Here is a 21,932-nt window from a genome sequence, read left to right on the forward strand (position 1 = left end):
GATCAGTCAGTCAGTTTTTCCGCCAGCGCCTTCACGCGCGCCAGGTCCCCCTTGGCAACCTTGGCCACGCCGGTGCCATATTCCGGGTCGGCCTTGTAGAGGAACGACAGGATGATGTGCTTGCTCTCGTCATCGGTGGTCGCCAGCGAGCCGCCAAAGTTTTCGATCAAGTCCTGGCGCTCTTTCTTGGTGAAAGAGCGGTACAGATCACCGGCCTGCTTGAAGTTCTGCTCACGCTGGATCTTCGCCTGCTGGGTGCTGCCCACCAGGTTCGACTGGCTGTAGCGCGCGGTTTGCGGCTCGTCCCGTGGCAGCAGGCGGCTTGGCTGGTAGTTCACGCCGGTGGTGGTCTTGCCGACGTTCATCGCGCCGTCCTGGTTACCGTTGTTGACAGTCACCCGTGGAGCGTTGATCGGCAGTTGCAGGGCATTGGCGCCCAGGCGGTACATCTGGGTGTCGGCATAGGAGAACACCCGACCTTGCAGCAGGCGGTCCTCGGACGGCTCGATGCCTGGCACCAGGTTGGCCGGGGCCATGGCCACTTGCTCGGTTTCCTGGAACACATTGGCGGGGTTGCGGTTCAGCACCATCTGCCCGACTTTGCGTTCGGGTACATTCGGCCAGATCTTGGTGGCATCCAGCGGGTCGAAGTCGAACTTGGCCAGGTCTTCAGGCTTGAGCACCTGCACGTACAGGTCCCACTTGGGGAAATCGCCCTTGTTGATATGGGTGACCAGGTCGTTGGTCATGTGGCTGTAGTCGCGGCCCTGCACTTCGGTGACCTGCTTGGGATCGAGGTTCTTGATGCCTTGCAGGCTCTTCCAGTGGAACTTGACGTAGTGCACTTCGCCCTTGGCGTTGATCAGTTTGTAGGCGTGCACGCCATTGCCGTCCATTTCCCGGTAGCTGGCCGGGGTGCCGGAATCGGAGTACAGCTCGGTCAGCGTGCGCGTGGACTCGGGCACGTGGGAGAAGAAGTCGAAGCGACGGGAATCGTCATCCAGGTTGGTGCGCGGGTCTGGCTTGAAGGCGTGGACCATGTCCGGGAACTTGATCGCATCGCGGATGAAGAACGTCGGGAAGTTGTTGCCCACCAGGTCCCAGTTACCGTCGGCGGTGTAGAACTTGGTGGCGAAACCACGCGGGTCGCGCAGGGTTTCCGGGGAGTGGTTACCGTGGACAACGGCGGAGAAGCGAACGAACACCGGCGTGGCTTCACCGGCCGCGAACACCTTGGCCTTGGTCAGGTCGCTGAGGTTGTCCGTGACGGTGAAGATGCCGTGGGCGCCGGTACCGCGGGCGTGTACCACGCGCTCGGGGATGCGCTCGCGATCGAAGCGCTGCAGTTTCTGGATCAACTGCACGTCTTGCAGCAGCACCGGACCATTGGCGCCGGCGGTCTGCGAGTTCTGGTTGTCGCCAACCGCAGCACCGTTGTCGCGGGTCAGGTTGGCGGCGTGTACGGACAGGGAAAGCAGGCTGGCGGTCGCCAGTACCAGCGCGTATCGCGCTGAAACCGGCCCGCGGCTCATTGGGGTCTTCATCGAGGTTTCCTCTGGTTTTTTTAGTGCACATTCAGTTGCGCTTGCCAGAGGCTAGTGACCCAAGCGTCAGAAGATAAATAGAAAAGCCACAACGACCCGATTAATAAAATAATCTGTTAAGTCACTGATATCAGGCGTATTTCGCGCGCGACTGGTGGCACTTTGCAAACTATTTGCGTTTTAATGTGTCGATAAAAATTAACAGTGTAAACGGTTGTGTCGGGCAAGCCCGCTATGACTGAATTACACTGAGTCCCACCCTTCTCATCTGTAACAAGGAATAACCTATGGGCGTGATCAGTGAGTTCAAGGCCTTCGCGGTCAAAGGTAATGTGGTCGACATGGCCGTTGGTATTATCATCGGCGCCGCCTTCGGCAAGATTGTTTCCTCGTTTGTAGGCGACGTGGTGATGCCCCCAATCGGTCTGTTGATCGGTGGTGTGGACTTCGGAGACTTGGCGATTACGCTCAAGGCGGCACAGGGCGATGTGCCTGCGGTGGTGCTGGCCTATGGCAAGTTCATCCAGAGCGTCATCGACTTTGTGATCGTCGCGTTTGCGATCTTCATGGGTGTGAAGGCGATCAACCGCCTGAAGCGGGAAGAGGCCGTGGCGCCAAGCCTGCCGCCGACGCCGACCAAGGAAGAAGTGTTGCTGGGTGAGATCCGGGATCTGCTCAAGGCACAGAACGACAAGCCGCGCCTGTAACGAACGGTTTGAGAAAAAAGGCGCCTGCTTGAGGCGCCTTTTTTATTACCAATAGTTTTCCACCGCCACTTGGCCTGGGCGGCGGCTCAAGCTCAGGTTCATGTCACGCTGCTTGAGCAACTGCCGCGTGTCATCGACCATCTGCGGGTTGCCGCAGATCAGCACGCGGGAATGTTCCGGTGTCAACTCAACGCCGGCTGCGCGCTCAAGCTCGCCATTTTCGATCAGTGTGGTGATGCGTCCATTCAACGCGCCAGGGTGTTGCTCACGGGTGACTGTGGGAATGTAGATAAGCTTGTGCGCGTATTCGGCGAGATACTCACGCTCGCCCAGTTCCTTGATCAGTGCCTGATAGGCCAGTTCTTTGGCTTCCCGTGCGCTGTACACGAGGATGATGCGTTCGAACTTCTCCCAGACTTCAAAATCCTGCAGGATCGACAGGAAAGGTGCTACCCCGGTGCCCGTCCCCAGCATCCACAAGTCGCGGCCATCGACGAAACGGTTCAAGGTCAGGAAGCCCGTGGCCTGGCGCTCCACCATCAAGGTATCGCCCACACGCAGGCGGCTCAGCTCACTGGTGAACTCCCCCCTGGGACAACGATCGAGAAGAAGTCCAGATGCTCGTCAAACGGTGAGGACACCAGGGAATAGGCGCGCCACACGGTGCTGCCGTCCGCCTTGGTCACCCCCACGCGCACGAACTGCCCCGCCGTGAAACGAAAGCCCGGATCGCGGGTGGTGCGCAGGGTAAACAGGCTGGGGGTCAGCGATTGCACATCGAGCAAGGTCTGGCGGGTAAATTTCTCAGCACTGGCCGTCATGGGGGGCTCCGTTCTACAGGTGCCCTAGTGTCCCTCAAAGTCGCGCGTGGGAACACCTACGGTTGGTAATGGCTTCTTGAGCTCATGGAGCAGTGGCTACGTAATATCACCGCCAATCAATTCGCTATTAGCCTTTCCAGTGGATTCAACAACGCGCTGTTAGTTGATCATTACAACCCTCTAATAAACCGCAATTTTCTCATGTGCCCCTTGCAAAGTTCATGAGCAGCCTTGCAGAAAATTATTAAACACGTGCTTACAAGATCAAATTTTTCCTACCGCCGCGTAGTCCCTGCCCTACACTTCTTTTCTGCAGCTTTGGGGTTCAGGACGTACCCAAATAGCTTAATCCATGGAGATTTACCGATGATCAACTGGCGCAATACAAAACTCCCCAAACTGGAAGGCGAGGACGAGATCACCAGTGTGTTTGAAATGCTTACCAACAAAACGTATGAGCTCGGCTTTCAATACTGTTCCTTCAAGATGAGTTCTCAAATACCCAAAAACAAAGCAAAACCGATCGATATCAACAACTATCCAAGCGAGTGGTCCACGCTGTATGACCAAGCACACTTTTTCGACATAGACCCCGTCGTCCAACACTGCAAGACCTCAGTGCTGCCGGTTGTCTGGGAGGAGAAGACCTTTCGGGACTCGCCCAACCTGTGGTCCCTGGCGCAGACACTGGGTGTGAACGTGGGATGGACGCAAGCCGTGCATGACTTCCGGGGCGTGTTCAGCATGCTGACCCTGGCGCGTAGCAGACACGAAGTCAGCCCGGAAGAGCTGTACGAAAAGGCCGGCCAGGTATTGTGGCTGTGTCACGCAATGCACGCCGTCGTGGCGCAGAAGTATGCGGCCTCCCCCGACGTCATAGCTGCCAGCACACTCACCGCGCGAGAAAGGGAGGTCCTCAAGTGGTCCGCCATGGGCAAGACCGCAGCGGACATAGCCGCCATCCTGTGCTTGTCCGAACGAACGATTGGCTATCATATTTGCAGCTGTTTCAAAAAACTGGGGGTCAATAACAAGATTGCCGCCGTGCTCTGCGCCGCCCGCAGCGGGATTATTTGACCGGCAAAGAAACACCGCATGTATTCCCGCTGAAAAAAACGTAACATTTACGGCCAATTCTGAGTGTTGAGCAGCCCCCTGGGCCGCCTGTTGTTCACTCAGACGGTTTGGTCGGCGACTGCCGAACACCCATCGTTTACCCAGAGCCTCCCCCGCCATGCCCCTGCTCGAAAGCCCCTTCGCCCAGCTCGATCTGATCCGCCAGCCAGAGCAACATAACGATCCGCTGCAAGCCTTCGATGCCGCCGACGAGTACCTGCTCAATCACCTGGCCGAGCAACAGCCGACGGTGACGACGCGCGTGCTGGTGCTCAATGACAGCTTCGGCGCCCTGGCGGCCAGCCTTCAAGGCCAGGTGCAGGTAACCTCCAGTGGTGATTCGTTCCTGGCCGCCCAGGGCCTGGAAAAAAACCTGGTGCGCAACGGCAAGGCTTTTGATGCGGTGGCATTCATCCCCGCCAGCCAGGTTCCGACAGGGCCGTACGACTGTGTGTTGATCCGCGTACCGAAAACCCTGGCCTTGCTGGAAGAACAACTGATCCGCTTGCAAGGCCAACTCGCGCCGGGAGCTCAAGTCATCGCCGGGGCAATGATCAAGCATCTGCCACGGGCGGCAGGCGAGTTGCTGGAGCGTTACATCGGCCCGATGCAGGCGTCGCTGGCAGTGAAAAAGGCGCGTTTGCTGATCGCCACTCCCGAAGACCGTCCTGCTGCAGTCTCGCCCTACCCGACCCGCTACACCCTGGACACGCCGGCCATCGAACTGCTGAACCACGCCAACGTGTTCTGCCGCGAAAGCCTGGACATCGGCACCCGCGCGTTCCTGCCCCACTTGCCGAAAAACCTGGGCAGTGCCTGCGTGGCAGACCTGGGTTGCGGCAACGGTGTGCTGGCGATTGCCAGCGCCCTGCAAAATCCCGAAGCGCACTACACCTTGGTAGATGAGTCCTACATGGCCGTGCAGTCGGCAGCCGAGAACTGGCACGCCGCACTTGGCGAACGCGATGTCGTCGTGCGCGCCGCCGACGGCCTGGCCGGGCAAGAGCCGCAATCGCTGGACGTGGTGCTGTGCAATCCGCCGTTTCACCAGCAGCAGGTGGTGGGCGACTTCCTCGCCTGGCGCATGTTCCAACAGGCGCGGGAAGCGCTGGTGGTCGGTGGCGCCCTCTATATAGTCGGCAACCGCCACCTGGGTTATCACACCAAACTGGCTCGCTTGTTCCGAGGTGTCGAGCAAGTCGCCACCACGCCAAAATTCGTGATCCTCAAAGCGCGCAAATAAAAAAACCCTGCCGATCTCGCGAGGGGCAGGGTTGAAAAGCCGGGCTGCAAAGCCCGGATCGGGATGTCAGTGGGTGGTCAGGCCCGCCGCATTCATGAACATGCGCATCAGGCTCGCCACGACAAACAAGGCCAGCACGCTGCCGGTCCAGATCATCGCCAGCCACCCCAGGCGCCGCCACAACGGCTGTTTCTCGGCCTGTTCGATCTCGTGCAACGAAGGTTTGCCGGACATGGAACGACCCTCCTAGTGATAACCGTCTTCGTGGGTGACCTTGCCGCGGAATACGTAGTAGCTCCAGAAGGTGTAGCCCAGGATGAACGGGATGATGAACAAGGTGCCCACCAGCATGAAGCCCTGGCTTTGCGGCGGCGCCGCGGCATCCCAGATCGACACGGAGGGCGGAATGATATTCGGCCACAGGCTGATGCCCAAACCACTGTAGCCCAGGAAAATCAGCACCAAGGTCAGCAGGAACGGCGTGTAGTGCGCATGACGTGCCACCGCGCGGAACAGTCCGTACATGGTCACCAACACCAGGATCGGCACCGGCAGGAACCAGAACAGGTTCGGCAGGGTGAACCAGCGCGAGGCGATTTCCGGGTGCGTCAATGGCGTCCAGATGCTCACAATGCCGATCACCGCCAGCACCACAAAGGCCAATGGCCGTGCCAGGTTGTGCATCTTTTCCTGCAGCGGGCCTTCGGTCTTCATGATCAGCCAAGTGCAGCCGAGCAACGCATAGGCCACGATCAACGCGACGCCGCAGAACATCGTGAACGGTGTGGCCCAGTCCAGTGAGCCGCCGGCGAACTGGCGATCCACTACTGGAATGCCGTCGATAAACGCCCCCAGCGCCACGCCCTGGAAGAACGTCGCCGCCAATGAGCCACCGATAAACGCTTTGTCCCACAGGTGACGCTTGTGGTCCTTGGCCTTGAAGCGGAACTCGAACGCCACGCCACGGAAGATCAGCCCGATCAGCATCAGGATCAGCGGCAGGTACAGCGCCGACAACACCACCGAATAGGCCAGCGGGAACGCGCCGAACAACGCTGCGCCGCCCAGGACTAACCAGGTTTCATTGCCGTCCCAGACCGGGGCCACGGTGTTCATCATGACGTCACGGTCGGTCTTGCCCGGGATAAACGGAAACAGGATGCCGATGCCCAGGTCGAAACCGTCCATGACCACATACATCATGATGCCGAAGATGATGATCACGGCCCAGATCAGCGGAAGATCAATACCCATCTCAATTCCCCTTGTGCTGGATGTCGACGTGGTCGTCGTCGCTGCCATCATCGGCAGCCGACAACGGACGGGCCGGTGTGCGTTTCTGGCCAGGGCCACCGTGGGTAGGTTCACTGCCCTCGTGGGTCTGAGGTCCTTTGCGTACCAGGCGCATCATGTAGCCCAGGCCCGCGCCGAACAGCGCGAAGTACACCACCACGAACAACACCAGGGTGATCGTCATCTGCGCCAGGCTATGCCCGGAGGAAGCATCCGCCGTGCGCATCAAGCCGTAGACCACCCACGGCTGACGACCGATCTCGGTGGTGAACCAGCCGGCGAGAATCGCGATCAGGCCGGACGGGCCCATCCACAACGCCAGGTACAGGAACGGTTTGGACGTGTACATCTTGTCGCCCCGGCGCAGCCAGAGGCTGAACAAACCGGTGAAGATCATCAGGAAGCCCAGGCCGACCATGACCCGGAACGACCAGAACACGATGGTCGAGTTAGGGCGGTCCTCGGGCGGGAATTCCTTGAGCGCCGGAACCTGCTTATCCAGTGAGTGAGTCAGGATCAAGCTGCCCAGGTACGGGATTTCCACCGCGTACTTGGTTTTCTCGGCCTTCATGTCGGGCCAGCCAAACAGGATCAGCGGCGTCGGCTCGTTGCCGATGTTTTCCCAGTGGCCTTCGATCGCGGCAATTTTTGCCGGCTGGTGCTTCAAGGTGTTGAGACCATGGAAGTCGCCGATCACCGCCTGAATAGGCGCGACGATCAGGGCCATCCACATGGCCATCGAGAGCATTTTGCGGATCGCCGGGTTGTCCTTGCCGCGCAGCAGGTGCCAGGCCGCCGAGGAACCGACGAAGAACGCGGTGGCCACGAAGGCTGCCGTGGCCATGTGCGCCAGGCGATACGGGAAAGACGGGTTGAAGACCACGGCGAACCAATCGGTCGGGATCACGCGGCCATCAATGATTTCAAAGCCCTGAGGCGTCTGCATCCAGCTATTGGACGAGAGGATCCAGAACGTGGAAATCAACGTGCCGACGGCCACCATTACGGTGGAGAAGAAGTGCAGGTTGCGCCCGACCTTGTTCCAGCCGAACAGCATCACGCCAAGGAAACCGGCTTCGAGGAAGAAGGCCGTGAGCACTTCGTAGGTCAGGAGCGGCCCGGTGACGGCGCCCGCGAAGTCCGAGAAGCGGCTCCAGTTGGTGCCGAACTGGTAGGCCATGACCAAACCGGAGACCACACCCATACCGAAGTTGACGGCAAAGATCTTCGACCAGAAATGATAGAGGTCACGGTAGGTGTCGTTGTGGGTCTTGAGCCACAAGCCTTCCAGCACCGCAAGGTAACTGGCCAGGCCGATGGTGATCGCCGGGAACAGGATGTGGAAAGAGATGGTGAACGCAAATTGAATTCGGGCGAGATCTAGCGCCTCCAAACCGAACATAAGTCTTCCTCTGTCAGGTAATACCGGCTGCTGGCGGGAGCCTGCACCCACTGCCCCCACGGATATGGAGTCTGGCGAATTTCAATTCGTTTCTTTTTTTAACCCACCCCGTCGGGAATCTGGCCTTGCGGCCGCCAGGTCGATGCCCGGGCGGACATTGATCTGGATCAAGCATTGCTAAAAGAGTAGTCCCATTTTCGATGTAGGACGGCGTGGTCTTTTGCCGCGTGACAGACTGCCTCAGCTCAGTTGTTGCAACTATCTGTTACAACTTAGTGATAATCTCGGCGCTCCCTCCGGCTCTGACCTGAACTCCCGATGCCTAGTGAACCCGCGTTGCTGTTGCGTCATCACCGCCCTTTCATTGCCTTCTGGCTGGCGCGCATCTTTACCGCCAGCGGTTTCCAGATGCTCACCGTGGCCATCGGCTGGAACCTCTACCAACTGACCGGCAATGTGCTGGACCTGGGGTTGGTCGGCCTGGTGGAGTTTGTGCCGCGCGTACTCTTCATGTTGCACACCGGGCATGTGGCCGATCGTTATGAACGGCGCAAGGTCGCCGCCATCTGCCAGACCGTGCAGGCGCTGATTGCCCTGAGCCTGGCCATCGGCGGGCTGACCGGCAACGTGACCCGCGAGATGATTTTTATCCTCGCCTTCCTGCTTGGCGCCGCACGTTCGTTTGAAATGCCGACCACTCAGGCGATGCTGCCGAGCATCGTCCCCAGCACCTTGTTTCCGCGAGCCGTGGCCTCGTCGCAGTCGGCCCAGCAGTTGGCAACCATCGTCGCCCCAGCCCTCGGCGGTTTGCTTTACGCGTTTGGCAGCGTCTGGGTCTATGGTCCAACGGTGGCGCTGTACCTTATCGCCTGCGTGCTGACCCTCAACCTGCCCGCGCGCCAGACGCCACTCAACAAAGGCAAGGCCACCCTGGATTCTCTGCTCGCCGGCATCCGCTTCATCCGCAGCCGCCCGGACATTCTCGGTGCCATCTCCCTCGACCTGTTCGCCGTGCTGCTGGGGGGTGCCACCGCGTTGCTGCCGGTATTCGCCAAAGACATCCTGCTGACGGGTGCCTGGGGCCTGGGCCTGCTGCGTTCGGCGCCGGCAGTGGGGGCGTTGTTGATGTCGCTGTGGCTGGCGCGGTTTTCGGTGGACCGCCACGTGGGCCGTGTGATGTTTACCGCCGTCGGCGTGTTCGGTGTGGCGACCATTGCGTTCGGGCTGTCCACCTCGTTCTGGTTCTCCCTGGCGGTGCTGGTGGTGCTGGGCGCGGCGGACATGATCAGCATGGTGATCCGCGCCTCCTTCGTGCAGTTGGAAACGCCGGATGAAATGCGCGGGCGGGTCAGTGCCGTCAACGGCCTGTTTATCGGTGCGTCCAATCAGTTGGGCGAGTTTGAGTCCGGCATTACCGCCCACTGGTTCGGCACCGTGCCCGCCGTGGTCATGGGCGGGATCGGTACGCTGGTCGTGACCGGGGTCTGGATCAAGTTGTTCCCGACGTTGGCCAACCGGGATCGGATGCATGTGCCAGTGGAAGACGCCAAGGTTTAAGCCCCGCCACCTCCCCTGATGCTGGAATGCACTAAGTGTGGGCGCGGGCTTGCTCGCGAATGCGGTGAATCAGCCAGCCCATCAGGTGACTGCCCCGCCGTATTCGCGAGCAAGCCCGCTCCCACATTTTGGATCTTCGGTGGGTTGAAGATTGGGGCTAGAGCACCTTGTCCAGGGTAATGGGGAACTCCCGCACCCGCTTGCCGGTGGCGTGATAAATCGCATTGGCCACCGCCGCCGCCACCCCGACGATACCGATTTCCCCGACGCCCTTGGACCCCAGGGCATTGACGATCTCGTCGTGCTCTTCGACAAACACCACGTCAATGTCGCCGATATCGGCGTTTACCGGAATGTGGTACTCCGCCAGACTGTGGTTCATGTAGCGCCCCAGCTGATGGTCGATCTGGGTTTCTTCATGCAGCGCCATGCCAATGCCCCACACCACCCCCCCCAGGATCTGACTGCGGGCCATCTTAGGGTTGACCACCCGCCCGGCAGCAATCGCGCTCACCACCCGACGCACCTTGATGGTGCCCAGGTCTTCATCCACCTGCACCTCGACGAAGACCGCCGAGTGGGTGGCGGTGCTGTAGCCCTCGCGTTTCTTGTCGGGCTCACTGTCGACCTGCACTTGCAGCGCGTCTTCGCCGCTGTCCTTGACCAACTGTGCCAGCGACACACTCACGTCCCCGGTATGCAGATGGCCATCTTCGAAGCGCACGGACTCGGCATCCTTGAACACCGGATACGTCTGCCGGGCAATGCTCAACAGTTTGCCGGTCAACGCTTCGCAGGCTTGCTGCACAGCGGTGCCGACGGAGGACACGGTAAACGACCCGCCCTGCAACGGCGCGGTGGGCAATGATGAATCCCCCAACACAAACGTCACGTCTTCGACCGCCACACCGCTGGCCTGCGCCGCGATCTGGGTCATCACCGTGTAAGTCCCGGTGCCGATATCAGTGGTGGCGCTGCTGACGGTCAGCTTGCCCTGCGCGTCGATTCGCGCCTTGGCACTGGCCTTCATCTGCATGGCTTCCCATACCCCGCCGGCCATGCCCCAGCCGATCAACTGGCGACCGTCGCGCATGCTGCGCGGCTCCGGGTTGCGCTGGTTCCAGCCAAAACGCTCGGCGCCTTCGCTGTAACATTCGCGCAGGGCTTTGCTGGACCAGGGTTTGTCTTCGTTCTGGTTACGCTCGGCGTAATTGATCAGCCGCAGTTGCACCGGGTCCAACCCTAAGGCGCTGGCCAGTTCATCCATGGCGCATTCCAGGCCGATCACGCCGAGGGCGGCGCCAGGTGCGCGCATGTCCAGCGGCGTGAACACGTCCAGGGGCACCAGTTTGTAGGTCAGTTGCACGTTGTCGCAGTGGTAGAGCATGCCGCTCCATTCCACGACGTGTTCGCTGAAGTCTTCGAAGCGCGAGGTCTGGCCGATTGCGGTGTGCCCCAGCGCCAGCAGGCGCCCATTGGCGGCGGCGCCCAGTTGCAGGCGCTGCAAGGTGCGCGGGCGGTAACCGAACGTGAACATCTGCTGACGCGTCAGCGTGACCCGCACCGAACGCTTGAGTGCCAAAGAGGCCATCACTGCAAGCGGCAATTGGTACTGCGGACGCAGGCCGGAACCAAACGCACCGCCGACAAACGCGGCGAAGATACGCACCTGGCTTTTATCCAGGCCGAAGACTTCTTGCACATAGGCCTGGCAGTTCTGCGGGCCTTGGGTCTTGTCATGGATATGCAGGGTGCCGTCCGGCTGATACAGCACGGTGCTGGCGTGGGGCTCCATCGGATTATGGTGTTCGATAGGCGTGCTGTAGTGCACGTCCAGGCTGACGGCGGCGCCGGTCCATTCGGCCTGGAAGTTGCCACGCGGCGTGGGCGGGGTCTGCGGCGAGGCGTGGGCCTGGTCCTGCATGGCCAGCAAGTCGGTTTCGAAGGCTTCGGTCTCGTACTCGACCTGCACCAATGAACCGGCATGCCGCGCCAGCTCAAGGTTGTCGGCGATAACCAGGGCCAGGGGCTGGCCGCTGTACAGCACGCGGTCGTTGTAGAGCGGCCGAAACGGCGAGCCGTCGGCGGCGTCGGCGTCCTGGAAAGCATCGTCGTAGCTGGCGATTTTGGGGCGATTGAGGTGATGGATCACGTCCACCACGCCCGGCAGGGCCAGCGCTTTGGAAGCATCGATGCGCAGCACACGGCCCTTGGCGACGGTACTGGACACCACGCTGCCATGCAGCAAGCCGTCCTCGGGAAACTCACCGGCGTAGCGCGCCTGGCCAGTGACCTTGAGCAGACCGTCAACCCGGTCCAAGGGTTTGCCGATAGCGGTCATGGGCGTTCTCCTGCGACTGCTGCATCACTCAGGGCGCGAATAATCCCCCGGCGTGCCAGCTTGATCTTGAAGCCGTTGTGTTCCAGCGGTTCTGCGTCTTGCAGCAGAGCGTCGGCGGCGTGGCTGAAGGTTTCGCGGCTGACGACCTGGCCGATCAGCGCGGCTTCCACGGCGCGATCACGCCAGGGTTTGTGGGCCACGCCGCCAAGGGCCAGACGCGCATCGACGATAGTGTCACCGTCCAGTTCAAGCGCTGCGGCAACCGACACCAGGGCAAAGGCATAAGACGCACGGTCGCGGATTTTCAAATAGTTGCTATGGCGCGCCAGGTTGTCGGCGGGCAGCTCGATGGCGGTGATCAGCTCATCGTCGGCCAGCTGGTTGTCCCGTTGCGGCGCATCACCGGGCAGGCGATGGAAATCGGCAAACTCGATGATCCGCGCACCGCCGCGCCCTTCGACATGCACCCGCGCCTCCAGCGCCGCCAAGGCGACGCACATATCGGAAGGATGGGTGGCGACGCACTGCTCACTGGCGCCGAGGATCGCGTGGATGCGGTTCAAGCCCGTTCGCGCCGGGCAGCCGGTGCCAGGCTCGCGCTTGTTGCAGGGCACGGTGGCGTCATAGAAGTAGTAGCAACGGGTGCGCTGCAACAGGTTGCCGCCGGTACTGGCCATGTTGCGCAATTGCGGCGAGGCGCCGGCAAGGATGGCCTGCGACAGCAGTGGGTAGCGCTGTTCGATCAGCGGGTGCCAGGCCAGGTCGGCATTGCTCACCAGGGCGCCGATCAACAGCCCTCCGTCGCTCGTCTCCTGAATGTCACGCAACGGCAGGCCGGTGATATCGATGAGGTGCTCGGGGCGGCTGATGTTTTCTTTCATCAGGTCCAGCAGGTTGGTGCCACCGGCGATAAAGCGCGAGGCGCCCGTGCTCAGGTGCACGGCCTCCTGTACATCGACGGGTTTGCTGTAATGGAAGGGGTTCACTGCTCACCTCCCACAACGTCCACGATGGCATCGCGAATATTGTTGTAGGCACCGCAGCGGCACAGGTTGCCGCTCATCAGTTCTTGGATTTGCGCGGTGTCGTGGGCACGGCCTTCATTGGCCAGGCCCACGGCGGAACAGATCTGGCCGGGGGTGCAGTAACCGCACTGGAAGGCGTCGTGCTTGATGAACGCCTGCTGCATCGGGTGCAACTGGTCGCCGTTGGCCAGACCTTCGATGGTGGTCAGCTCGGCGCCATCGCACATCACCGCCAGGGTCAGGCAGGCATTGATTCGCTTGCCGTCGCGCAACACTGTGCAGGCACCGCATTGGCCGTGGTCGCAGCCTTTTTTACTGCCGACCAGATCGAGTTGCTCGCGCAACAGGTCGAGCAGCGTGGTCCAGGGCAACACATCCAGCTGGCGTTCCTGGCCGTTGAGGCTCAGGCGTATGGAGTGGCTGACGAACGGTTGGGCCGCCGCGCCATTAGGGGTCGCGCTCATAAACACCTCACGGGTTGGTCTACATCCGCGGCGTTCAGGAAAATCGCCGTCTCAGGGGTACGACTTCCCGGGGTATTGAGCGTTCAAGCTGATTGATCAGCGGATATTGAGTTGCGTGGTCAGGGTGTTTTGCGGGGGGTTGATCGAGGAATTGCTGTACTGGAACCAGCCCTGGGCCTCGACATTCAGGTCAAACACATAGATGTAGCCCATCAGCGTGCCTGCGCCGTTGCACACTTCGCTGATGTTGCCGACCTGGCAGACCGGCGTGCGCTGCCCATTCAATTCGGCACCATCGAAGCGGCCCATGGGGTTATTGCCCAAGCCGACTTCCATCACAGAAACCTTGGTGGGACCGCGGTGCGTGCACATCTGCGTACTCTGCGCGCGCTCGGGAATGGTTTCGGTGCAAGCCGCCGATTCGACCTTGAACACGCGCACCTCGCTCAAGGGCGGTGCAGCCGCGCCCCACGCCGGTGCTGCGCCGAGCAACAGGCTGAGACAGGGGATCAGGGCTAGACTCCACGGGCTGGCGATTTTCATGCTGCAAGTGACCTTCGTTTAAACGTCGGCGCAGTATGCCTCAAGGCCTCGGCTGCTGGTATGATGCGCCGCTTTTTCCGATCCTCTCTGAAACCACAGGCGCTTGGCGCAGTTTGTGCTTTGACTTAGAGGTCAACAAATCACGACGCCACAGAGCGTCACAGGGAGCAGGCATGCTGGAAAAGCTGTTTCAACTCAAGGCACACAACACCAACGTGCGCACCGAGATTCTCGCGGGCATCACGACATTCCTGGCCATGGCCTACATCCTGTTCGTGAACCCGAGCATCCTCGGCGAGACCGGCATGGACAAGGGCGCGGTGTTTGTCGCGACCTGCCTGGCGGCGGCCATCGGTTCGACCGTGATGGGCCTGATCGCCAACTACCCGATCGCCCTCGCGCCGGGCATGGGCCTCAACGCCTTCTTTACCTACACCGTCGTCCTGCACATGGGCCATACCTGGCAGGTTGCGCTGGGTGCGGTGTTTATCTCGGCGGTGCTGTTCTTTCTGCTGTCGATCTTCCGTATTCGTGAATGGATCATCAACGCCATCCCCCTGCCGCTGCGCTCGGCGATTGCCGCCGGTATCGGTCTGTTCCTGGCGTTGATCGCCCTGCATAACGCCGGCATCGTGGTCAGCAACCCGGCCACCATGGTCGGCATGGGCGACTTGAAACAACCCGCGCCGATCCTCGCCACCCTCGGTTTCGTGCTGATCGTTGCACTGGAAGCCCTGGCCGTGCGCGGCGCGGTGCTGATCGGTATCCTGGCGGTGACCATCGTGTCGATCCTGCTTGGCGTCACCGCCTTCGGCGGCGTGACCTCGATGCCACCGTCCCTGGCTCCGACCTTTCTGCAGCTGGACATCAAAGGCGCGCTGGATATCGGCCTGGTCAGCGTGATCTTCGCCTTCCTGTTCGTCGACCTGTTCGACAACTCCGGCACCCTGATCGGCGTGGCCAAGCGTGCCGGCCTGATGGGCAAGGACGGCCACATGCCGAAAATGGGTCGTGCGTTGATTGCCGACAGTACTGCCGCCATGGCCGGCTCGCTGCTGGGCACATCGACCACCACCAGCTACATTGAATCAGCGGCTGGCGTGAGCGCCGGTGGCCGTACCGGTTTGACCGCCATCGTGGTCGCGATTTTGTTCCTGCTGGCGTTGTTCTTCTCGCCACTGGCCGCCAGCGTACCGGCCTTCGCCACTGCGCCGGCACTGCTGTTTGTGGCGGTGCTGATGACCCAGGGCCTGGCCGAAATCGACTGGGACGACATCACAGTTGCAGCGCCGGTGGTCATCACTGCCCTGGCGATGCCTTTCACCTACTCCATTGCCAACGGCATCGCCTTCGGTTTCATCGCCTGGACCGCCATCAAGCTGCTTTCGGGCCGCTACCGTGAGCTGAACCCCGCGCTGGTGATTCTGTCGATTCTGTTTGTGATCAAGCTGGGCTGGTTCAACGCATGACTTTTGACGCCGCACGCTACACCGCTCAACTGCAAGACAAGGTCACGCGCTTACGTGACCTGCTGGCTCCGTTCGACGCGCCAGAACCGCAGGTCTTCGACTCGCCGCTGCAGAACTTCCGCCTGCGCGCCGAGTTCCGCCTGTGGCGCGAGGGCGGTGAGCGCCACTACGCGATGTTCTCCCAGGACGACAAGCGCACGCCGATCCTGATCGAAGCGTTCCCCATCGCAAGCACACGCATCAACCAGTTGATGCCGCAACTCAAGGCCGCCTGGCAAGCCAGCGCCGCCCTGAGCCACAAGCTGTTCCAGGTGGAGTTCCTGACCACCCTGGCCGGCGACGCGATGATCACCCTGTGTTATCACCGCCCGCTGGATGAGCACTGGCACACCGCCGCACGCCAACTGGCGGCCGACTTGAATGTCAGCATCATCGGCCGCTCCAAGGGCAAGCGCGATGTGATCGGCCACGACTACGTGGTGGAGAAACTCGACGTCGGCGGCCGCACGTTCAGCTACCGCCAACCCGAAGGCGCCTTCACTCAGCCCAACGGCACGGTGAACCAGAAGATGCTCAACTGGGCCTATGAAGCCTTGGGTGATCGTCCGGATGACTTGCTGGAGCTGTATTGCGGCAACGGCAACTTCACCCTGCCCCTGGCTACGCGTGTACGCAAAGTGCTGGCCACCGAAATCAGCAAGACCTCGGTGAATGCGGCCCTGAGCAACCTCGATGAAAACGCGGTGGATAACGTCACCCTGGTGCGCCTCTCCGCCGAAGAACTCACCGAGGCACTGAATGAAGTGCGCCCGTTCCGCCGCTTGCACGGCATCGACCTGAAAAGCTACGAATTCGGCAGCGTCTTCGTCGACCCGCCTCGCGCAGGTATGGACCCGGACACCTGCGAGCTGACCCGGCGCTTCGATAACATCCTGTACATCTCCTGCAACCCGGAGACGCTGGCGGCGAACATTGCGCAACTGCATGACACGCACAAGATTACCCAATGCGCGATGTTTGACCAGTTCCCGTGGACGCACCATATGGAGTCCGGGGTGTTATTGACTCGGCGGTAACTCAAACGCCTCCGGTGCCTTCTTGCTCGGCCGTCCGCCCTTCTTGCCATTGGCGCGGGCGGCGGCTAAAGCCCGGCGAATGCCGGGTTATAACCACTTACGCCGAGGGCTGGAAATACCCCGCCAATGCCCGCAAGTCCTGCTCGCTCAGCAACCCCGCGTAATACTTCAACTGAATCCTCGCCAACAAATAGGCATGCCGCGCGTTCGCCAAATCGCGACGGGCGGTGAAGAGTTGTTGCTCGGCGTCGAGCACGTCGAGGTTGACTCGTTCACCGCCGGCCACACTCTTTTTCGTCGCAGCGACCAACGCTGTGGCGGAGCTGACCGCCATCTCATAGGCACGCACTTTCGCCGCGCCGCTGGTGTTGAGGTTGAACTGTTTGCGCAACTCCACCAGGGTGGCCGAGGTTTGCGCGTCAAGCTCGTATTGGGCCTGGGACAGCTGGTTCGCCGCCTGGCGGGTGGACGCCGATACGCCGCCGCCGGCAAACAGCGGCAGGCTGACCTGAATGCCGACGGTATTGGTGTCGTACTTCTGGTTGTAGCTGCTTTCCGAGTCGGAGTTGGTCTGGCGGCTGGTGGCATACAGGCTGACCTTGGGCAGGTGTCCAGCGCGTTTGCGCTCCACTTCATAGGACGCCACATCCAGGGCATGGTGCTGGGATTTAAGTTCCGGGTTGTTGGCCATGGCCATCTCGCGCCAGGTTTCGAAACGATTGGGCTCCAAGGGCGGTATCTCGAATTGACGCGTCAGCGGCGCCAGCTCTTCGATCTGCAGCGGTTGGCCAATGATGGATTCCAGCTCACGCAATGCGCTGTCCTGAGCGTCCTGGGATTCGAGTTCTTCAGCCAGGGCCAAGCTCAAGCGCGCCTGGGTTTCCAGCACATCGGTGCGTGTGCCTTCACCACCTTTTAAGAGGCGATCATTGAGTTGCAAGCGCTCGGCATACGCGCGCTTCTGAGCGCGGCTCAGCTCGATGCGTTCCTGGGCCAGCAACGCCTGGCTGTAAGCGTTGAGCACCCGCACCGCCAGCTCCTGGCTCTTGCCGCGAAAGCGCTCGTCGGCCATGAGCGCCTGGGCGGTGCCCTGGCGAAAACGCGCGTAGGCTTCGTAATCCAGCAGCGGTTGCTGCAAGGTCAGGGTCGACGCATAGCTGCGGTAATCACGCTCACTGGTCACATCACCCGCCGTCACTTCGGATGCGTTGCGCGAGTTGTTATAGCTCCACGACAAATTCGGTAGTAACGCCGCACGGCCGATCGCGCGGTTTTCTTCACCGCCTTCACGCTCCTGGATAGCGGCCTGAAATGTCGGATCATTGCGTAGGGCCAAGTCGTAGGCATCCAGCAAACCCAAGGCCTGCACCGCCGAGGAACAACCAAAACACACGGTAAACAACAGCGCCTTCATTCTTCCACCAGGGCCATATGGGTGCGATCCATCAAAGGTTTAAACAGGTAGTTGAGCATCGAGCGCTCGCCAGTCTTGACGAAGGTTTCCACTGGCATGCCCGGACGGATCTGCACACCGTCCAGTTGCTGCATGCCGGCCGCGCTGACTTGGGCACGCAGCGTGTAATACGGCTCGTCGGAGCGTTCATCGACCTGGCGGTCCGCCGACACCAACGTCACCTCGCCGGCCACCCGTGGTGTGGTGGATTGGTTGAACGCCGAAAACATCAGTTCCACCGGCAGGCCGGGATGCACCTTGTCGACCATCTGCACCGGCACCCGCGCCTCCACCAGCAAGGGTTCGCCCTGGGGCACGATGTCCATCAACGCCTGGCCGGGCTTGATCACGCCGCCTTCGGTGTACACATCCAATCCCACCACCACGCCAGATGCGGGGGCGCGCACCAGGCTGTTAGCCAGTTCGAACTCGGCCGACGCCAGGCGATTACGCAGGTCGTCGCTGCGGGTGCGGGTCTCGGCCAACTGGCCACGCAGGTCCTTCTGAAAGTCTTCGCCGAGCTGTCGGATGCGCAGACGCAGTTCCATCACCTGGCGTTGCAGTTGGCCGATGCGGCCGTAGTCCTCGGCGATGGCGCCGTCTATTTGTGAGTACAACCGTTCGCTGTCGAGCAGGCGATTGCGTGGGATGTAGCCCTCACGCGCCAGCTCGCGCAGGCCCTGCAACTGCTCATTCAACGCGGCGCGTTGCTGGACTTTGCTCGCTTGCGAATCCCGCGTGCCCCGCAGTTGCGCCTCGGCCCCGGCGATGGTTTCGCGCAGGCCTTGTTGCTCGGTGGCCAATGCCTGGGCGCGGCTATTGAACAGCTGCCGTTGCAGGCTCAGCGTGCCCGCTGCCTCCGGGTCGTTGAGCAACTCAGGGCCGAAACGGATCGCCGACAACCCTTCACTTTCCGCACTCAAGCGCGCTTCGCTGGCCAGGGACGCCAGGTACTGGCTGCGCAGGGACTGCATCTGCGCGCGCAACGGGGTTTCCTTCAAGCGCAGTAACACCTGGCCGGCGCTGACCACGTCACCGTCGCGCACGTCGATACGCTCGACGATGCCACCGGCAGGATGCTGCACGGTCTTGCGATGACCCGAGACCATGACCTTACCCGGCACCGCCACGCCCTTGTCCAACGGCGCCAGCGCGGCCCAACCAAGGAACCCGGCAAAACCACCGAGCACCAACAACCAGCCCAGGCGTGAGTACTGTTTGTCATCCAGCGCCAGGACGTTGTTAGGCGCTTCGCTGACCAACACGGGTTTGCTCTGGTTCATGCCTGTTTTCCTTCACCGAGGCGGTAGCTCATGCTCATGGTCGATACCGGCTTGGCCGCTGCCGGTTTCTGCCGTGCCTCCAGCACGCGCGCCGTCGGCCCGAAGGCTTGCATCTGGCCGTCCTTGAGGATCAGCAGCTGGTCCGTCAGGCTTAGCACGTTGGGTTTGTGGGTGATCAGGATGATCGTACGACGCTGCTGCTTGAGCTGGGCGATGGCCCGGAGCAGGGCGTGTTCACCAACTTCATCAAGATTGGCATTGGGCTCATCCAGCACGATCAGCGCAGGCAAGCCGTACAGCGCACGGGCCAGGGCGACGCGTTGTTTCTGGCCGCCGGACAGCCCGGCGCCGCCCTCCCCCAAGTGCGTGTCGTAGCCCTGGGGCAGTTGCAGGATCAGCTCATGTACGCCGGCCAGTTGCGCGGCAGCAAAGACTTTGTCGGCGTCGACTTCAGCAAAGCGCGCGATGTTCTGCGCGATGCTGCCGGCGAACAACTGGATGTCTTGCGGCAGGTAACCGATGTGCGGGCCCAACTGCTGTTTGTCCCACAGCGCCAAGTCGGCACCGTCCAGCCGCACCTTGCCGGCCAGGGGGCCCCAGGCGCCCACCAGTATCCGAGCCAGGGTGGACTTGCCGCAGCCAGACGGCCCGATCACGCCCAGGACTTCGCCTGCTGCCAGGTTGAAGCCCAGATTAGCCAACGCCGGCCGACGGCTGCCAGGGGCACAGGCGCTGATCTGTTCGACGCTCAGTTGGCCTTTGGGCACCGGCAGCGTCATGCGCTCAGGGCGCGCGGGATTAGCCTCCAGCATCTGCGACAACCGATCGAAGGCCAGGCGTGCCGAGCCCCATTGTTTCCACACGCCGATCAATTGGTCGATAGGGCTCAGCACACGGCCCATCAGGATCGAACCGGCAATCATCATCCCGGGCGTGATATCGCCCTGCACTGCCAGCAAGGCGCCCAGGCCCAGTACCAGGGATTGCAACGCCAAGCGCACACCCTTGGACCAAGCGGTGACGGTCGCCGTCTTTTCACTGGCCAGGTTCTGCTGCGCCAAAAACGCCTGATGCTGACCGAACCATCGGGCACGCAAGGTGGCAAGCATGCCCATGGCTTCGATGGTGTCGGCATTGCGCAGGTTGGCCGTGGCTTGCTGGCTGGCGTTGATGGACAGTTGGCTGGCCAGGGCCATGGGCGCCTGGCTGACGTGATGGTTGACCCACGCCAGCACGATCAACAACACCGCCCCGACCAGGGCCAGCAGACCCAGCCAGGGATGGAACAGGAAAATCACCAGCAGGTACACCGGAAACCACGGCGCATCGAAGAACGCGAACAACGCCTGGCCGGTGGCGAACTGGCGCAGCGTGGTCAGGTCATGCAGCGCCTGGCCCGCCGCCTGGGTGCCGCCCTTGAGTTGCGCTTCGAACGCGGCGTCGTACACCCGCTGGTTCAAGCGCATGTCCATCTGCGTACCGAGTCGAATCACCACCTGGCTGCGCACCCATTCCAACGCGCCCATCAGGCCGAACAGGCCGAGGATCATCAGCGTCAGCATCAACAGGGTCATCTGGTTGCCCGAGGCCAGCACCCGGTCGTACACCTGCAGCATGTACAGCGCCGGCGCGAGCATCAGCAGGTTAATCACCGCCGAGAACAGGCCGATGTTGAAGAAGCCACTTTTATAGGCCTTGAGGGCGGCCAGGGTTTCGTTGCCGGCGTGGCGCATCTGGGGATTCTCATGGGGTTGAGCGGGCAGCGCCGCGTTGACAGGTAAAACGGCGCTGCGCAGAATTCGGCACCGCCGTCGCTGAAGAAGTAGAAGGCTTGGGCGACGGCGGTGTAATGCGGCGAATGGGAGAGCGATCTTCCATTCGCTTTTTTCTTCGCGTCAGGCGGCCAGGGCGAAGTCCTGAGGCACGTCTTGCACGCCCACGAGCGCCACGTCGGAAGCCGCGACCGAAGCCGAGTCCACATGGGCCACACCGGCGGCAGCCAGTTGGTCGAACGTCGAGTTGATCGACAGGTTTGGATCGATGTCCTTGAGCAGGGAGTCGATCGCCGAAGCCAGTGCCGAGCTGTCGCCGCTCATCAGGCCGTACACGATTTTGTGTACCTGGCCGTCACGGCCTTCGGACTGCAGGCTCGACAGGCCCAGGTTGGCGAAGCTGACTTCCTGCTCGCCGAGGGCGTAGCTACCGCCGGCAGCGCCGCCCGTCAGGACAGTGCCCAGGTCCAGGGAGTCGATCGAACCCCACAAGGTGTGCGACGGCGGATTGAACAAGGTGTAATGCAGGTCACCGTTAGCGACCACTGCTGCGTTGCTGACAGTGCTCGACACACCGTATTGGGTGCCGTCGAACGGGCCAGGATTGAAACCACCGGTGTTCGAACCCTCTTTGACCGAACCTTCACGGTGGTTCAGGTCACCAAAGTAAGCCGACCAGTCGCTCAGGTACTCGGCAACGGTGCTAGCGGCGTAGGTCGTGCTGTATGAAATAGAAATGCTCATGCAAAACTCCAAGTCATGGGGTGGTAACTCCACAGCAGGCCAGTGCCTGCTGTGGTTTTGCCCGTCACTGGGCAAAATC

At 61.4% G+C, this 21,932-nt stretch carries 18 protein-coding genes and 1 pseudogene; 6 read left to right on the top strand and 13 right to left on the bottom strand.

The features are described 5' to 3' along the window. Window positions 1-2 precede the first annotated feature (2 nt). Complete coding sequence (gene katB, locus AB4N92_RS08250) at window positions 3-1,544, bottom strand: catalase KatB (RefSeq protein ID WP_010206684.1); 1,542 nt, start codon at window positions 1,542-1,544, stop codon at window positions 3-5. Between the two features lie 287 nt (window positions 1,545-1,831). On the opposite strand from katB, the gene mscL reads away from it, so the two are divergent. Continuing rightward, window positions 1,832-2,251, top strand: coding sequence for a large-conductance mechanosensitive channel protein MscL (gene mscL, locus AB4N92_RS08255; RefSeq protein ID WP_010206685.1), 420 nt, complete (start codon window positions 1,832-1,834; stop codon window positions 2,249-2,251). 45 nt (window positions 2,252-2,296) lie between these two features. On the opposite strand, the pseudogene AB4N92_RS08260 reads toward mscL, so the two are convergent. Further along, window positions 2,297-3,072, bottom strand: a pseudogene (locus AB4N92_RS08260) (ferredoxin--NADP reductase). Between the two features lie 366 nt (window positions 3,073-3,438). On the opposite strand from AB4N92_RS08260, the gene AB4N92_RS08265 reads away from it, so the two are divergent. Both AB4N92_RS08265 and AB4N92_RS08270 read left to right on the top strand, forming a co-directional pair. Continuing rightward, on the top strand, window positions 3,439-4,149 hold the full coding sequence (locus AB4N92_RS08265; RefSeq protein WP_021492936.1) for a helix-turn-helix transcriptional regulator: 711 nt from the start codon (window positions 3,439-3,441) through the stop codon (window positions 4,147-4,149). A 157-nt stretch (window positions 4,150-4,306) separates the two neighbouring features. Then, on the top strand, window positions 4,307-5,431 hold the full coding sequence (locus tag AB4N92_RS08270; RefSeq protein ID WP_044287920.1) for a methyltransferase: 1,125 nt from the start codon (window positions 4,307-4,309) through the stop codon (window positions 5,429-5,431). A gap of 66 nt (window positions 5,432-5,497) precedes the next feature. On the opposite strand, the gene AB4N92_RS08275 is transcribed toward AB4N92_RS08270, so the two are convergent. The 3 genes from AB4N92_RS08275 to AB4N92_RS08285 are packed head-to-tail and all read right to left on the bottom strand — an operon-like array spanning window position 5,498 to window position 8,126. Next, window positions 5,498-5,665, bottom strand: coding sequence for a DUF2474 domain-containing protein (locus tag AB4N92_RS08275; RefSeq protein ID WP_010206690.1), 168 nt, complete (start codon window positions 5,663-5,665; stop codon window positions 5,498-5,500). Between the two features lie 12 nt (window positions 5,666-5,677). Beyond that, a complete protein-coding gene (cydB, locus tag AB4N92_RS08280) occupies window positions 5,678-6,685 on the bottom strand; it encodes a cytochrome d ubiquinol oxidase subunit II (RefSeq protein ID WP_010206692.1) in 1,008 nt (335 codons plus the stop codon). 1 nt (window position 6,686) lies between these two features. After that, window positions 6,687-8,126: a cytochrome ubiquinol oxidase subunit I gene (locus AB4N92_RS08285; RefSeq protein ID WP_010206693.1), complete on the bottom strand. Its 1,440-nt coding sequence runs from the start codon at window positions 8,124-8,126 to the stop codon at window positions 6,687-6,689. A gap of 318 nt (window positions 8,127-8,444) precedes the next feature. On the opposite strand from AB4N92_RS08285, the gene AB4N92_RS08290 reads away from it, so the two are divergent. After that, window positions 8,445-9,683: an MFS transporter gene (locus AB4N92_RS08290; RefSeq protein WP_021492938.1), complete on the top strand. Its 1,239-nt coding sequence runs from the start codon at window positions 8,445-8,447 to the stop codon at window positions 9,681-9,683. 157 nt (window positions 9,684-9,840) lie between these two features. On the opposite strand, the gene AB4N92_RS08295 is transcribed toward AB4N92_RS08290, so the two are convergent. The 4 genes from AB4N92_RS08295 to AB4N92_RS08310 form a co-directional block, all read right to left on the bottom strand. After that, the gene (locus AB4N92_RS08295; protein ID WP_042570855.1) at window positions 9,841-12,024 is read right to left on the bottom strand and encodes a xanthine dehydrogenase family protein molybdopterin-binding subunit; all 2,184 of its coding nucleotides are present in this window, start codon (window positions 12,022-12,024) and stop codon (window positions 9,841-9,843) included. Beyond that, window positions 12,021-13,010 (bottom strand): FAD binding domain-containing protein, encoded by a 990-nt coding sequence (locus AB4N92_RS08300; protein WP_236266961.1) that lies wholly within the window; start codon window positions 13,008-13,010, stop codon window positions 12,021-12,023. Before AB4N92_RS08300 ends, AB4N92_RS08295 begins: the two co-directional genes overlap by 4 nt. After that, window positions 13,007-13,513: a (2Fe-2S)-binding protein gene (locus tag AB4N92_RS08305; RefSeq protein WP_010206699.1), complete on the bottom strand. Its 507-nt coding sequence runs from the start codon at window positions 13,511-13,513 to the stop codon at window positions 13,007-13,009. The genes AB4N92_RS08300 and AB4N92_RS08305 overlap by 4 nt, the downstream gene beginning before the upstream one ends. A 96-nt stretch (window positions 13,514-13,609) precedes the next feature. Next, the gene (locus AB4N92_RS08310) at window positions 13,610-14,056 is read right to left on the bottom strand and encodes a DUF4879 domain-containing protein (RefSeq protein ID WP_010206701.1); all 447 of its coding nucleotides are present in this window, start codon (window positions 14,054-14,056) and stop codon (window positions 13,610-13,612) included. 173 nt (window positions 14,057-14,229) lie between these two features. Between AB4N92_RS08310 and AB4N92_RS08315 the strand changes: the two genes are divergently transcribed. Together AB4N92_RS08315 and trmA are read left to right on the top strand one after the other, a co-directional pair. Then, complete coding sequence (locus tag AB4N92_RS08315; RefSeq protein ID WP_021492943.1) at window positions 14,230-15,525, top strand: NCS2 family permease; 1,296 nt, start codon at window positions 14,230-14,232, stop codon at window positions 15,523-15,525. Beyond that, on the top strand, window positions 15,522-16,601 hold the full coding sequence (gene trmA / locus AB4N92_RS08320; protein ID WP_010206703.1) for a tRNA (uridine(54)-C5)-methyltransferase TrmA: 1,080 nt from the start codon (window positions 15,522-15,524) through the stop codon (window positions 16,599-16,601). The genes AB4N92_RS08315 and trmA overlap by 4 nt, the downstream gene beginning before the upstream one ends. A gap of 97 nt (window positions 16,602-16,698) precedes the next feature. Here trmA and AB4N92_RS08325 read toward each other — a convergent pair whose 3' ends face one another. The 4 genes from AB4N92_RS08325 to AB4N92_RS08340 all read right to left on the bottom strand — a co-directional run bounded on the left by AB4N92_RS08325 (window position 16,699) and on the right by AB4N92_RS08340 (window position 21,853). Further along, entirely contained in the window at window positions 16,699-18,015 is a 1,317-nt protein-coding gene (locus AB4N92_RS08325; RefSeq protein ID WP_236266960.1) for a TolC family outer membrane protein, read from the bottom strand. Further along, the gene (locus AB4N92_RS08330; protein ID WP_042570857.1) at window positions 18,012-19,337 is read right to left on the bottom strand and encodes an HlyD family type I secretion periplasmic adaptor subunit; all 1,326 of its coding nucleotides are present in this window, start codon (window positions 19,335-19,337) and stop codon (window positions 18,012-18,014) included. The genes AB4N92_RS08325 and AB4N92_RS08330 overlap by 4 nt, the downstream gene beginning before the upstream one ends. Next, window positions 19,334-21,070 carry a type I secretion system permease/ATPase gene (locus AB4N92_RS08335; RefSeq protein WP_042570858.1) on the bottom strand — a complete coding sequence of 579 codons (1,737 nt, stop codon included), beginning with the start codon at window positions 21,068-21,070 and terminating at the stop codon, window positions 19,334-19,336. Before AB4N92_RS08335 ends, AB4N92_RS08330 begins: the two co-directional genes overlap by 4 nt. Window positions 21,071-21,232: 162 nt before the next feature. Further along, window positions 21,233-21,853: a heme acquisition protein HasA gene (locus AB4N92_RS08340; protein WP_021492947.1), complete on the bottom strand. Its 621-nt coding sequence runs from the start codon at window positions 21,851-21,853 to the stop codon at window positions 21,233-21,235. Window positions 21,854-21,932 lie beyond the last annotated feature (79 nt).

The sequence above is a fragment of the Pseudomonas sp. S3_A09 genome (genome assembly GCF_054668065.1).